Annotated in this window: 14 protein-coding genes; 5 read left to right on the forward strand and 9 right to left on the reverse strand. The window is 71.1% G+C overall.

The features are described from left to right. Positions 1-582, forward strand: coding sequence for a recombination regulator RecX (gene recX, locus ACIBJC_RS36810; RefSeq protein ID WP_399300510.1), 582 nt, complete (start codon positions 1-3; stop codon positions 580-582). A 201-nt stretch (positions 583-783) separates the two neighbouring features. On the opposite strand, the gene ACIBJC_RS36815 is transcribed toward recX, so the two are convergent. The 8 genes from ACIBJC_RS36815 to ACIBJC_RS36850 all read right to left on the reverse strand — a co-directional run bounded on the left by ACIBJC_RS36815 (position 784) and on the right by ACIBJC_RS36850 (position 7,234). After that, on the reverse strand, positions 784-1,188 hold the full coding sequence (locus tag ACIBJC_RS36815) for a rhodanese-like domain-containing protein (RefSeq protein ID WP_399300513.1): 405 nt from the start codon (positions 1,186-1,188) through the stop codon (positions 784-786). Then, positions 1,185-1,805, reverse strand: a complete 621-nt coding sequence (locus ACIBJC_RS36820; RefSeq protein WP_399300516.1) for a cysteine dioxygenase — start codon at positions 1,803-1,805, stop codon at positions 1,185-1,187. Before ACIBJC_RS36820 ends, ACIBJC_RS36815 begins: the two co-directional genes overlap by 4 nt. 76 nt (positions 1,806-1,881) lie before the next feature. Continuing rightward, the gene (locus ACIBJC_RS36825) at positions 1,882-1,968 is read right to left on the reverse strand and encodes a putative leader peptide (RefSeq protein ID WP_311605579.1); all 87 of its coding nucleotides are present in this window, start codon (positions 1,966-1,968) and stop codon (positions 1,882-1,884) included. A 32-nt stretch (positions 1,969-2,000) separates the two neighbouring features. Further along, positions 2,001-3,677, reverse strand: coding sequence for an FAD-dependent monooxygenase (locus ACIBJC_RS36830; RefSeq protein ID WP_399300518.1), 1,677 nt, complete (start codon positions 3,675-3,677; stop codon positions 2,001-2,003). A gap of 146 nt (positions 3,678-3,823) precedes the next feature. Then, positions 3,824-4,717, reverse strand: coding sequence for an amino acid ABC transporter permease (locus ACIBJC_RS36835; protein ID WP_399300521.1), 894 nt, complete (start codon positions 4,715-4,717; stop codon positions 3,824-3,826). Then, entirely contained in the window at positions 4,714-5,388 is a 675-nt protein-coding gene (locus ACIBJC_RS36840; RefSeq protein WP_399300524.1) for an amino acid ABC transporter permease, read from the reverse strand. Before ACIBJC_RS36840 ends, ACIBJC_RS36835 begins: the two co-directional genes overlap by 4 nt. A gap of 75 nt (positions 5,389-5,463) precedes the next feature. Continuing rightward, complete coding sequence (locus ACIBJC_RS36845; protein ID WP_399300529.1) at positions 5,464-6,303, reverse strand: glutamate ABC transporter substrate-binding protein; 840 nt, start codon at positions 6,301-6,303, stop codon at positions 5,464-5,466. Between the two features lie 145 nt (positions 6,304-6,448). Further along, entirely contained in the window at positions 6,449-7,234 is a 786-nt protein-coding gene (locus tag ACIBJC_RS36850; RefSeq protein WP_399300532.1) for an amino acid ABC transporter ATP-binding protein, read from the reverse strand. A 286-nt stretch (positions 7,235-7,520) separates the two neighbouring features. Between ACIBJC_RS36850 and ACIBJC_RS36855 the strand changes: the two genes are divergently transcribed. Both ACIBJC_RS36855 and ACIBJC_RS36860 read left to right on the forward strand, forming a co-directional pair. After that, the gene (locus ACIBJC_RS36855; protein WP_329822553.1) at positions 7,521-8,228 is read left to right on the forward strand and encodes a response regulator transcription factor; all 708 of its coding nucleotides are present in this window, start codon (positions 7,521-7,523) and stop codon (positions 8,226-8,228) included. 7 nt (positions 8,229-8,235) lie between these two features. Next, positions 8,236-9,639: an ATP-binding protein gene (locus tag ACIBJC_RS36860; protein WP_399300535.1), complete on the forward strand. Its 1,404-nt coding sequence runs from the start codon at positions 8,236-8,238 to the stop codon at positions 9,637-9,639. Between the two features lie 81 nt (positions 9,640-9,720). On the opposite strand, the gene ACIBJC_RS36865 is transcribed toward ACIBJC_RS36860, so the two are convergent. Continuing rightward, positions 9,721-10,722, reverse strand: a complete 1,002-nt coding sequence (locus ACIBJC_RS36865) for a TAXI family TRAP transporter solute-binding subunit (protein WP_399300538.1) — start codon at positions 10,720-10,722, stop codon at positions 9,721-9,723. A gap of 134 nt (positions 10,723-10,856) precedes the next feature. On the opposite strand from ACIBJC_RS36865, the gene miaB reads away from it, so the two are divergent. Then, positions 10,857-12,377, forward strand: coding sequence for a tRNA (N6-isopentenyl adenosine(37)-C2)-methylthiotransferase MiaB (gene miaB / locus ACIBJC_RS36870; protein ID WP_399300541.1), 1,521 nt, complete (start codon positions 10,857-10,859; stop codon positions 12,375-12,377). A gap of 47 nt (positions 12,378-12,424) precedes the next feature. Continuing rightward, positions 12,425-13,216, forward strand: a complete 792-nt coding sequence (locus tag ACIBJC_RS36875) for a hypothetical protein (RefSeq protein ID WP_399300544.1) — start codon at positions 12,425-12,427, stop codon at positions 13,214-13,216. Positions 13,217-13,324: the final 108 nt, after the last annotated feature.

Genomic DNA, 13,324 nt, shown 5'->3' on the forward strand with positions numbered 1-13,324 from the left:
GTGCCTTATGCGAAGAGGCGACGGACCGAAAGGCCGGGCGGCAGCTCCGACTCGTCGAGGGCCGAGCAGGAGCTGCCGCCCCAGGACCCGGCCGAGCGGGCGCGGGCGATCTGTCTGCGCCTGCTCACCGGCACCCCGCGCACCCGCAAGCAGCTCGCGGACGCACTGGAGAAGCGGGAGATCCCGCAGGACATCGCGGAGGAGGTACTCTCCCGCTTCGAGGACGTGGGGCTGATCAACGACGCGGCATTCGCGGATGCCTGGGTGGAGTCACGGCACCACGGCCGCGGCCTGGCCCGGCGGGCGCTCGCGCGGGAGCTGCGGACGAAGGGCGTGGAGCCGGCCCTGATCGACGAGGCGGTCGGGCAGCTCGACTCCGAGCGGGAGGAGGAGACCGCCCGCGAGCTGGTCGCCCGGAAACTCCGGGCCACCCGCGGCCTGGAGCGGGACAGACGTGTGCGCCGGCTCGCGGGGATGCTGGCGCGCAAGGGGTACCCGGAGGGCATGGCGCTCCGGGTGGTCAAGCGGGCGCTGGAGGAGGAGGGCGAGGACACCGAGGGGCTGGACGAGGGCGCGTACTAGGCCGCGTACCAGGCCCTGGTGCCCCTCCCGGCGCCGGCAAGCTCCGACCCGTCGGGGCAGACATGGCCGGTCGCGGCACGTCGCGGCACGGGAACCTGGTCCTCGCCCGGGAACCGGTCATCGCCCGGGTCTGGCCCCGGGCTTGCGGTCGGTCCCGTGTACGGGGATCCCCTGTACGGGCGTGGCGGCGCGCGGGCGCGCTCATCGTGTGACGGGCAGTCCCTCGGCCTTCCACGCCTGGAACCCTCCGACGAGGTCGGTCGCGCGGTGCACTCCCAACTGCCGCAGGGAGGCCGCCGCGAGGCTCGACGCGTACCCCTCGTTGCAGACGACCACGACCCGCAGCTCATGGCTCGTGGCCTCCGGGGCACGGTGGCTGCCCTGCGGGTCGAGCCGCCACTCCAGCTCGTTGCGCTCCACGACCAGCGCCCCCGGGATCAGACCGTCGCGCTCGCGCAGCGCCGCGTACCGGATGTCCACCAGCAGCGCGCCGTCCACCGCGGCCTCGAACGCCTCGCGGGGCTCCAGCCGGTCCAGGTCCGCGCGGACCCGCTCCAGCAGCTCGTCTATACCGACCCGCCCGTTGCTCGTACGCTGCTCGCTCACTGCCACTCCTCGGGCCGCTCGACCTGCTCAAGACGGAGCACCTGGCCCGTGCGGCTGTAGCGCCGCATCAGCGGCAGCGGCGGGTAGTACGCGTGGACGGACACGGCGTGGGAGCCCCCGGACTCGTTGCGCACCTCGTGCACATGATGCCTGCCGAACGCCCGCCCCTCGCCCGCCGTCAACTGCCGTTCGCGGTCGACGCCCTCGGCCAGCTCCAGGGTCTTCCACCCCTCGGTGGGCAGCCGTGCCGCCAGCGAGTCCTCCTTGAGCGTGCCCGAAGCCGTGGCGAAAGCGCCGTGCGAGCCACCGTGGTCGTGCCAGCCGGTGCCCGTGCCGGGTGGCCAGCCGATCAGCCACGCCTCGCTGCCCCCGGGGCCGTCCAGCCGGATCCATGTCCGGCCCTCGGGGTCGAGGGGGAGGGAGGCGATCAGCGCGCTGTCGGCGGCGGTGCCGCGGACGAAGTCCAGCAGTTCGGCGGGGGTGGGGCCGCCGACCGGTGAGGCCGGGGAGACCGGGGCGGCCGGTGAGACCGCGGCGGCCGGTGAGACCGCGGCGGCCGGGACCGACGGGCCGGCCCCGGCGGCGGGCGCGGAGGTGCGTACGGGAAGAAGAGACATGCTGACCGTCCTGAGAGGTTCGCGAAGGTGCCCTGCCGCGGCACGGAGCGGCGGGCGCGGATGGAGAAGCGGCGAATCAACAGGACGGGCGACACACGCAGCCCGCATAGCGGACCAGGTCCATATGGACCCTCCGCCACAGGCGCACATCGGTGTCAGTCACGATTCGGAGTACACCATGTGAGCCCGTGGCGGTCAATTGATGTTCGCGGTGCGGTCAGGGGTTACCGGAGCGTTCGGCTTCGGGACGGAGTGCGCCGTCGGCGTATCGGCGGCGCCCGAAGCCCCGGCACCACCCGAGGGCGCCTGTGGAGCCCCGCCGCGCGCCGCGTCCGCCGCCGCGTAGAGCTCCCGGGGCCGTACCCCGCCGAAGGCGGCCACGAGGTGCCCGTCCGGCCGCACCAGCAGCACACTGTGCGCGGAGGCACCCGGGTAAGCCTCCGTGACCAGCAGCTCCGCCCGTACGGGCAGGGCGGACACCGCGTCGGCCAGCCGCGGCATCACCCCCGCCGTCAGCCAGTGCCGCCGGTCCCAGACCCCGGTGCCCGGTGCGACCAGCACCACCAGCAGCCGCCCCCGGCCCAGCCGCTCGCCGAGGCGCGTGGTCGTGCCGTCCGGCGCCGTCACCCGTACGTCGTCGACCTGTCCGCCGGGGGGCGTGCCCACCGCCGTGTGCGCCTCGGCGTACGGAGGCGCGAGGGGGGAGTGCGGGTAGGAGGGCGGTGCGCCCAGCGGACCGTGCCCGAGGTGCCCGTCGGCGAGCAGCGTGTCGTGCCCGCGGGTCGCGCCCGGCATGTACGTACGCAGTCCACCGCCGCCCCGCAGTATCGGCAGCGACTGGTCGGCCGCGCGCAGCCGGGCGGCCACGGCGGTGCGGCGCTCGGCCTGGTAGCTGTCCAGCAGGGTCTCCGAGGCCCCGTGGTGCCAGTCCTCGGCGATTTTCCAGGCGAGGTTGCCGATGTCGCGCAGCCCCTCGTCGAGCCCCTGGGTGCCGACGGCGCCCAGCAGATGCGCGGCGTCCCCGGCGAGAAAGGCGCGGCCCGCGCGCCAGCGCCGGGCGAGCCGGTGGTGCAGCGTGTAGACGCCCGTGTCGAGCAGTTCGTACGGCGGCGTCTCGCCGCACCAGCCGGCCAGGGTGTCCCGTAAACGCGCCACCAGCGCGTCGGGCGTCACCAGGTCGCCCCGGGAGGGCAGCAGCCAGTCGAGCCGCCACACGTCGCCCGGGAGCGGCCTCGCGGACACCTCCTCGCCCCCGCTCGGCCAGGGCGGCCGGCGGTGCAGCAGCGCCTCGTCCGGCCACGGCAGCTCCGCGCGGAGCGCGGCGACCGCGTGCCGCTCCACCGCCGTACGCCCGGGGAAGCGGATGCCGAGCAGCTTGCGGACCGTGGAGCGGGCACCGTCGCACCCCACGAGATGGCTGCCGCGCCACCAGGTCGCCCCGGGGCCGCGGGTGTGCGCGGTGATCCCGTGACCGTCCTGCTCCAGGGCGTCGAGCCGGCTGCCGGGGACCACCCGGATCAGGCCCTCTTCGGCGATGGAGGCGCGGAGCCCGCGCGCCAGGGCGTGCTGCGGGATGTGCAGCGGGGGCGGCGAGCCGTCACCGGCCCTGCCGAGCGGCAGCTCCCGCATGAGCTGCTTGCGCCGCATCAGGCGCCAGCCGACCCAGTGGGTGCCTTCGTCACCGAGGGTGGTGCAGCCGAGCCGGGCCAGCAGCGCCGCGGTGTCCGGCCGCAGTACGGCGGTCCGCGCGGGGCGCGGGTCGTCCGTGCCGGTGCCCTCGTCCAGCACGACGGACGGGACACCCTGCACGGCGAGGGCCAGCGAGAGCGCGAGCCCGACCGGGCCCGCGCCGACGACGATCACCGGGTCCACGGCGCGACCCTTCGGGCCCGTGCGGTCATACGGTCAAGGGCGGCGGTAGGAGCCCGGTGTGTGATCACAGAACGTATGCAACCTACTGGGGGTGCCCGCGTCAAGCGACGGGCTCAGCGGCGCGCACACCCCCCGTCCCGCTCGCCTCAGGAGACGCCGCCGCCCGGTGTCTTGGCCAGATCCATGTCCTCGGCTCCGAGGACCGCTCCGGTGCTCTTCTTGCCGCGCCGCAGGCGCCGCTCCAGCCACCCGGCGAAACTCGTGAGCGCGAAGTTCAGGGCGATGTAGATCAGGGCGATGCCGACGAGCGCGGCGATGGTGTTCGCGCCGTAGTTCGCGGTGATCGTACGGTTCTGCGAGAGCAGCTCGTTGAAGCCGAGGATCGCGCCACCGATCGCCGTGTCCTTGACGATCACCACGAGCTGGCTGACCAGGGCCGGCAGCATCGCGGTCACGGCCTGCGGCAGCAGGACGTACGACATGGTCTGGCTCTTGCGCATCCCGATCGCCTTCGCGGCGTCGGTCTGGCCGTTCGGCAGCGTGAGGATGCCGGCCCGGACGATCTCGGCGATGACCGAGGAGTTGTAGAGGACCAGACCCGTCACCACGGCGTACAGGGGCCGCAGGTCCGAGGAGACATCGCTGAACTGCACGTACAGCGCGCTGGCGAACACCATCATGATCAGGACCGGCAGGGAGCGGAAGAACTCCACGACCACGCCGACCGGAACGCGGACCCACGCGTGGTCGGAGAGCCGGCCGATGCCGAGCAGCGCGCCGACCGGCAGGGCGATCACGATGGCGAGGGCCGCGGCCTTGAGGGTTTCGCCGAGTCCGGGCAGCAGGTACGTCGTCCAGACCGCGGAGTCCGTGACGAACGGGCTCCATTTCTCGGACGCGAGCTGCTCCTTATCGGCCATCGTGGCCAGCACCCACCAGGCGGCGAGTGCGAAGAGCACCAGGAACACGATCGTGTAGATGATGTTGCGCCGCTTGGCGCGTGCACCCGGGGCGTCGTACAGAACGGACGTGCCACTCATCGCTTCACCGCCACGCGCTTGCTGACCCAGCCCAGGAGCAGGCCGGTCGGGAGGGTGAGAACGACGAAGCCGAAGGCGATCACCGCGAAGACGGCGAAGAGCGCGCTGCTCTCGTTCTCGATCATTGTCTTCATCAGGGCCGAGGCTTCCGCGACCCCGATGGCCGCGGCGATCGTCGTGTTCTTCGTCAGCGCGATCAGCACGTTGGCCAGCGGCGCCACCACGGAGCGGAACGCCTGGGGCAGCACGATCAGCGTGAGCACCTGGACGAAGTTCAGCCCCAGCGCGCGGGCGGCCTCCGCCTGCCCCACGGGCACGGTGTTGATGCCGGAGCGCAGGGACTCGCAGACGAAGGTGCCCGTGTAGGCGACCAGGCCCAGTACGGCGAGCCGGAAGCCGCTGGACTCGAAGTTGTCGCCGCCCAGGTTGATCTGGAGCGTCTGGCCGAGCCCCAGCGAACAGCCGACGAGCACCACGGTCAGCGGGGTGTTACGGACGATATTGACGTAGGCGGTACCGAAAGTACGCATGAGTGGTACGGGACTGACCCGCATCCCTGCCAGCAGCGTTCCCCATATCAGGGAACCCGCTGCGGAATAGAGGGTGAGCTGCACCGTCACCCAGAAGGCGCCGAGCAGGTCGTACTGCCCGGAATCAAGAAAATCGAACACGATGCCCCGCGCTCTCCCCTGGTTTGCTGGTCGGTACGCGCCGCCGGCCCGGCCGGCGGCGCGTCACTGCTTCTCTCAGCTCGTGGCGTCGATCTTCGGGGCGGGCTCGTTCTTGTATTTGGCCGGACCGAAGTTGGCGGTCACGGCCTTCTCCCAGGAACCGTCCGACTCCATCTTGGTGAGCGCGTCGTTGATCTTCTTCTGGAGCTCGGTGTCGCCCTTCTTGAGGCCGATGCCGTAGGGCTCGTCACTGAGCTTGAGGCCCGCGAGCTTGAACTTGCCCTGGTGCTCCTGCTGCGAGGCGTACCCGGCGAGAATGGAGTCGTCCGTGGTCAGGGCGTCAACGGCCTTGTTCTCCAGACCGGTCAGGCACTCGGAGTAGCCGCCGACCGCCATGAGGTCCGCCTTGGGGGCGAGCTTGTCCTTGACGTTCTGCGCCGAGGTGGAGCCGGTGACGGAACAGAGCTTCTTGGAGTTCAGGTCCGCGGCCTTGGTGATGGAACTGTCGTCCGCGCGGACCAGCAGGTCCTGGTGGGCCAGGAAGTAGGGACCCGCGAAGTCGACCCGCTTCTTACGCTCGTCGTTGATCGTGTAGGTCGCGGCGACGAACTTCACGTCACCGTTGGCGATCAGGTTCTCGCGCTCGGCGCTGGGCGACTCTTTCCAGATGATGTTCTTGGCGTCGTAGCCGAGTTCCTTGGCGACATACGTGGCGACGTCGACGTCGAAGCCCGCGTAGGTGCCGTCAGGCTTCTTCAGACCGAGGCCGGGCTGGTCGAACTTGATGCCGATGGTGATCTTGTCGCCGCCGGAACCTCCCGCGCCGTTCTCGTCGCTCTTGCCACCGCAGGCGGTGGCGGTCAGGGAGAGGATCAGTGCGGCGGCCGTGGCCGCGCTTGCCTTGTGGAGCTTCATGCGTGAACTTCCCTCGGGTGAGACGTGAACGAATCAGGTTCTGCCGAACTCGGTAGAGCCGTAGAAGAGCCGTAAGCCGCTAAGAAGAGCCGTGAGCCGTAGAAGGAGCCGGTGGCGCGGATCAGTGGCGCGGATCAGCGGCGGATCAGTGGTGCAGGATCTTCGAGAGGAAGTCCTTGGCACGGTCGCTGCGCGGATTGCTGAAGAACTCGTCGGGCGTGGCCTGTTCGACGATCCGGCCGTCGGCCATGAAGACGACCCGGTTCGCGGCGGAGCGGGCGAAGCCCATCTCGTGCGTGACGACGACCATCGTCATTCCGTCGCGGGCCAGTTGCTGCATGACTTCGAGCACTTCATTGATCATCTCGGGGTCGAGCGCCGAGGTCGGCTCGTCGAAGAGCATGACCTTCGGGTTCATCGCCAGGGCCCGCGCGATGGCGACACGCTGCTGCTGTCCGCCCGAGAGCTGGGCGGGGTACTTGTCGGCCTGCGAACCGACACCCACGCGGTCGAGCAGGGTGCGCGCGGTCGCCTCGGCCTCCTTCTTGTCCGTCCCGCGGACCTTGATCTGGCCCAGCGTGACGTTCTCCAGCACCGTCTTGTGTGCGAAGAGGTTGAACGACTGGAAGACCATGCCGACATCGGCACGTAGCCTCGCCAGTTCCTTGCCCTCGTCGGGCAGGGGCTTGGCGTCGATCGATATGGAACCCGAATCGATCGTTTCCAGGCGGTTGATGGTGCGACACAGTGTGGACTTGCCGGACCCGGAGGGTCCGATGACGACCACGACCTCGCCACGGGCGATGGTCAGGTCGATGTCCTGGAGCACATGCAGCGCGCCGAAGTGCTTGTTCACGTTGCTCAGTACGACCAGGTCGTCCGTCGCCGGCCCGGCGCTCCCGGTGTCCTTGGTCGCTGACACTCCGCTCATCGGCTTTTTGCTCCGTCCTCACTCGGTTGGGGAGGACCCTAGTCACGCACTGCGATCAGCGTCATTACATCTGAGCTGAAATTGAGCATAACGATCCGGCCGCAACCGGACACTCCGTGTCAAGAGGGCGGTGCGGGGAGTACCGGGTGGGTAACGGAAACCTCGGCGTAACGGGAAGGCTCTTGACTGACGCGGCGCCATGGGCGTGGATGCGAGATACGTAGACACCTACATCGGACATGACTCAAGATCCCGACATTCGGGATCACGACCGAAAAGGGGGCCCGTGAGGCTGCTGCTCGTGGAGGACGACGACCATGTCGCCGCCGCCTTGTCCGCCGTGCTCGCGAAGCACGGATTCCAGGTCGTCCATGCGCGCAACGGCGAGGAGGCGCTCCAGGCCGTGCTGCCCGCCGCTGGCAGACCGCCGTTCGCCGTGGTGCTGCTCGACCTCGGACTGCCCGACCAGGACGGCTACCAGGTCTGCGGCAAGATCCGGAAGATCACCTCGACCCCGGTGATCATGGTGACGGCACGGGCCGACGTACGCTCGCGGATCCACGGCCTCAACCTCGGGGCCGACGACTACGTGGTCAAGCCGTACGACACCGGTGAACTCCTCGCCCGTATCCACGCCGTCAGCCGGCGCACCGTGAGCGGGGACGAGCCCGGGCACCCGGAGGAGACGGCCCAGCGGCTCGGACGCCTCACGCTCGAACTGCCCACCCGCCGGGTCACCGTCGACGGAATGCCCGTACAGCTCACCCGCAAGGAGTTCGACCTGCTGGCCCTGCTCGCGCAGCGCCCCGGAGTCGTCTTCGGCCGGGAACAGATCATCAGTGAGGTGTGGCGCACGAGCTGGGAGGGGACAGGGCGCACGCTTGAGGTCCATGTGGCGTCGCTGCGCTCCAAACTCGGCATGCCCGCGCTGATCGAGACCGTGCGAGGAGTCGGCTACCGGCTGGTCGTCCCGGCCCCGCACCCGGGGTCGTAGCGGCCCGGTGAGTACCCGACTTCTGCCGCTGCTGATCATTCTGATGGCGGCCGTGCTCCTCGCCCTGGGGTTCCCGCTCGCCGTCAGCCGCGCCGCCGCGGAGCAGCAGGACGTCGTCATCGACCGGATCGACGACACGACGCGCGTCGCGGCCCTCGCGCAGTTCGTCTCCGAGGGCCGCACCGGTACGGAGGGCCGCGCGGGCAGCCAGGAGCGGCGCGACCTGCTGGAGGAGGAACTGACCCGCTACCACGAGGTGTACGGGATCAGGGTCGGCGTCTTCTACCGCGACGGCGAGGCCATGGCCAGCGCCCCGAAGAGCTGGCGGGTGCCGGCGGCGGGCCCGGGGCGCCAGTCCTTCCAGGAGGCCCTGCTGGGCCGCCGCAGCGGCGACCCCGAGCAGGTCTGGCCCTGGCAGAACGGCCGGCTCATCGTGGACTCGCCGGTCGTACGGGACGGGGACGTCGTCGCCGTCGTGGTGACCGACTCGCCGACCGGCCAGATGCGCTCGCGCACCCTGCGGAGCTGGCTGGTCATCGCGGTGGGCGAGGCGGTGGCCATGCTCATCGCCGTCGGGGCCGCCATCCGGCTGACCGGGTGGGTGCTGCGCCCCGTACGGGTCCTGGACGCCGTCACCCACGACATCGCCACCGGCCGGATGAAGTCGCGCGTCGCCGCGGCGGGCGGCCCGCCGGAACTGCGGCGGCTGGCCGGCTCGTTCAACGAGATGGCCGACAACGTCGAGGACGTACTGGAGCAGCAGCGCGCCTTTGTCGCCGACGCCTCCCACCAGTTGCGCAACCCGCTCTCCGCGCTGCTGCTGCGGATCGAGCTGCTCGCCCTCGAACTGCCCGAGGGGAACGAGGAGATCGCCTCCGTGCGCACCGAGGGCAAGCGGCTGGCCCAGGTCCTCGACGACCTGCTGGACCTGGCGCTGGCCGAGCACACCGCCGCCGATCTGCGGGTCACCGACATCGGGGAGGTGGCCGCCGAGCGGGTCGCTGCCTGGCGGGCGCTGGCCGAGGAAAAGGGCGTACGGCTCACGGAGCACCGCGCGGCGGTGACCGGCTGGGCCGACCCCATCGCGCTTTCCAGCGCTCTGGACGCGGTGATCGACAACGCCCTCAAGTTCACCCCGGCGGGCGAGGAGGTCACGGTCACGGTCGCCCGCAACGGCACGACCTCCACGGTCGTCGTCAACGACGGCGGCCCCGGGCTCACCGACGAGGAGCTGTCCCGGATCGGTGACCGCTTCTGGCGCAGCAACCGCCATCAGAACATCAAGGGTTCGGGGCTCGGCCTCTCCATCACCCGCGCACTGCTCGCGGCGGGCGACGGCACCATCACGTACGCGCACGGCGAGCCGCGCGGTCTGCGGGTCACCGTCAGCGTCCCGAGAACGGCGCCCTGACCGTCGGCGCGACCTGCGGCAGGGCGGCGGAGTCCCCGGCGGCTTCGGCCACGGCCGCCAGGGTTGCGGCCATGACTACGGCTACGGCTTGACCGACTGGTAGTAGCGCCTCGCGCCCTCGTGCAGCTTGAGCGGGTCCGTATAGATGGCGGTCCGCAGATCCACCAACTGGGCGGGGTGCACCTTGTGGCCGATGCGGTCCCGGCTCTTGATCACCGTACGGGTGAAGCCCTCCACCAGATCCGAGTCGATCCGGTCGCTGGTGACGAGCAGATTCGCCACCGCGACCGTGGGGACGGGGGTCGTGTTCCGTATCTCGCCGTACGCGTCGGCGGGTATCTCGGCCGAGCGGTAGTAGCGCGAGGAGGCCCCGCCCGAGGTGTGCAACTTCTCGACCAGCGCGGCGTCCAGCGGGACCAGCCTTATGTCGTAGCGCGCGGACAGCTCCTGCACGGCGGTGGTGGGCAGCCCGCCCGACCAGAAGAAGGCGTCCAGATTCCCCGCTTCGAGCAGACCCGGCATGGTGTCTATCCCGGCCAGGACCGGACTGACGTCCTTCTCGGGATCGAGCCCGCCGGCTGCCAGGATCCGCTCCGCGAGCAGCCGGACCCCCGATCCCTCCTGGCCCACGCCCACCTTCTTCCCCCGCAGGTCCGCGACGGAGCTGATGTCGGCGCTCTTGGCGGCGATGAGCTGTACGTAGTCGTCGTAGAGCCGGGCGCAGCCGCGCAGCCCGTCCGCACCGGGGCTGCCGTCCTTCCGGTACTTGGCGACGGCGTCGGCGGTGGCGATCGTGAAGTCGGCCTCGCCCGTCGCCACCCGTGCCAGATTCTGCTGGGAGCCCTCGCTGTCCCGCAGATCGACCGACACATGGGGCAGGTCGCGTGCCAGATCCTCCTTGAGCAGCGTCCCGTACCGCTGGTACACCCCGGTGGTCACCCCCGTGCTGAAGGTGACCGAACCGCTCGGCGACGTCGTACCGATCGGCGCCAGCCACCACACGAGGAGTCCGAGCACGACCAGCCCGGCGGCGGCGCCCCGCAGGGCACGGCCACGGCTGAGACGGAACGGAAGGGTGAGCATGGGCCGATCCTGTCAGGTCACTCCCCGTGATGGCCAGGCCTTGTCCAGGACTCGCCACCCACCTCCGCGCGGGCCCGCCCGGGAGGCCGGAGCACGGCGGCAGGAGGCCGCACGGGAGCACCTACCCTTGAGGGATGACCAGCAGCGGCGACCGGAGTCAGGCAGTGGGCGGTACGAGAAGTTACGAGGTACGCACCTATGGGTGCCAGATGAATGTCCACGACTCCGAACGGCTGTCCGGCCTCCTGGAGGGCGCGGGGTACGTCCGGGCGCCCGAGGGCTCCGACGGTGACGCCGACGTCGTCGTCTTCAACACCTGCGCCGTCCGCGAGAACGCCGACAACAAGCTGTACGGCAACCTCGGCCGGCTCGCGCCGATGAAGACCAGGCGCCCGGGCATGCAGATCGCCGTCGGCGGCTGTCTGGCACAGAAGGACCGCGACACCATCGTGCGGCGCGCCCCGTGGGTCGACGTGGTCTTCGGCACCCACAACATCGGCAAGCTGCCGGTCCTCCTGGAGCGCGCCCGCGTCCAGGAGGAGGCGCAGGTCGAGATCGCCGAGTCGCTGGAGGCGTTCCCCTCCACGCTGCCCACGCGGCGCGAGTCCGCGTACGCCGCGTGGGTCTCCATCTCGGTCGGCTGCAACAACACCTGTACCTTCTGCATCGTCCCCGCGCTGCGCGGCAAGGAGAAGGACCGCCGACCCGGCGACATCCTGGCCGAGATCGAGGCGCTGGTCGCCGAGGGCGTCTCCGAGATCACGCTGCTGGGCCAGAACGTCAACGCGTACGGCTCCGACATCGGTGACCGGGAGGCGTTCTCCAAGCTGCTGCGCGCCTGCGGCGCGATCGAGGGCCTGGAGCGCGTCCGCTTCACCTCGCCCCACCCGCGCGACTTCACGGACGACGTGATCGCGGCGATGGCCGAGACGCCGAACGTGATGCCGCAGCTCCACATGCCGCTCCAGTCCGGCTCGGACACGATCCTGAAGGCGATGCGCCGCTCGTACCGGCAGGACCGCTACCTCGGCATCATCGACAAGGTGCGCGCCGCCATCCCGCACGCCGCGATCTCCACCGACATCATCGTGGGCTTCCCCGGCGAGACCGAGGAGGACTTCGAGCAGACCATGCGCGTGGTGCGCGAGGCGCGCTTCGCGCAGGCGTTCACCTTCCAGTACTCCAAGCGTCCCGGCACCCCGGCCGCCGAGATGGACGGACAGATTCCCAAGGCGGTCGTCCAGGAGCGCTACATGCGGCTGTCCGCCCTCCAGGAGGAGATCTCCTGGGCGGAGAACAAGAAGCAGGTCGGCCGGACGCTGGAGATCATGGTCGCGGAGGGCGAGGGGCGCAAGGACGGCGCCACGCACCGGCTCTCGGGGCGCGCGGCCGACAATCGGCTCGTCCACTTCACCAAGCCGGACGAAGAGGTACGTCCCGGCGACGTGGTGACCGTCGCGATCACCTACGCCGCCCCGCACCACCTGCTCGCCGAAGGGCCGACGACGCGGGTACGGCGCACCCGCGCCGGCGACGCGTGGGAGAAGCGGAACACCGCCGAGGCGGCGAAGCCCGCCGGAGTCCTGCTGGGCCTGCCCACGGTCGGTGTCCCGGCCCCGCTCCCCGCCGTCACGGGCGGCTGCGCACCCGCCTGAGCGGAGCGGGACGTACGACCTGGTCGTTACTGGTTAGGCTGCTGATCATGCTCGTCTCCGCTGCCGTATGCCCGAGTCCGCCGCTGCTGGTGCCCGCTGTGGCGGCCGGCGCCGCGCCCGAACTCGACGGGGCGCGCGCCGCCTGCGCCGACGCCCTGGGTGTGCTCGCCGCCGCCCGGCCCGACCGGCTGGTGGTCGTCGGACCGGCGGAAGCTGGGGCCGGGGGAGCGGGTGCCGGGGGAGCGGGAGCCCACGCGCAGGGCGCCGTGGGGTCGTTCCGCGGCTTCGGCGTGGAGGTGGACGTCGTCCTCGGCGCGGCCGGGCCGCGCGGCGCGGGGACGGCCGACTCCGCGAAGGCCGACTCCGCGCCGGAAGGCGCCGGACACCGCTCCGGGCCCGCGCTGCCCGCCTCCCTCGCAGTCGCGGCGTGGCTGCTGGATCACGTGCGCTGGTCCGCCGCCCCCGTGTCGGGGCTGGCCGTGGACGGCACGCTCGCCACCGACCGGTGCGTCCTGGCCGGACGGGAGATCGCGGCGGGGGCCGACCGGGTGGCGCTGCTGGTGATGGGCGACGCCAGCGCGTGCCGCACGCTCAAGGCGCCCGGCTATCTGGACGACCGGGCGGACGGCTTCGACGCCGCGGTGGCCGCCGCGCTGGCCGCGGCGGACGGGGCGGCGCTGACGGCGCTCGACGTGGGGCTGGCGTCCGAACTCAAGGCGGCCGGGCGGGCACCCTGGCAGGTACTCGCGGGCGCGGCCGAGGGCGCGGGCCTGGGGGGCGCGCTGCTGTACGAGGAAGCGCCGTACGGCGTCGGGTACCTCGTGGCGACCTGGTCGTAGGGTCCGCGGCGCCGTAGTCGCAGGGTCCCGCGGCGTCGTGGAAGAGACGCGCAAAGAAGAACAAGAACGGGTACGGGGCGGTACGGGGCGTCAAGGCCCCGTACCGCC

Source organism: Streptomyces sp. NPDC050509 (genome assembly GCF_044457965.1).
In the GTDB taxonomy this organism is placed as follows: Bacteria; Actinomycetota; Actinomycetes; order Streptomycetales; family Streptomycetaceae; genus Streptomyces.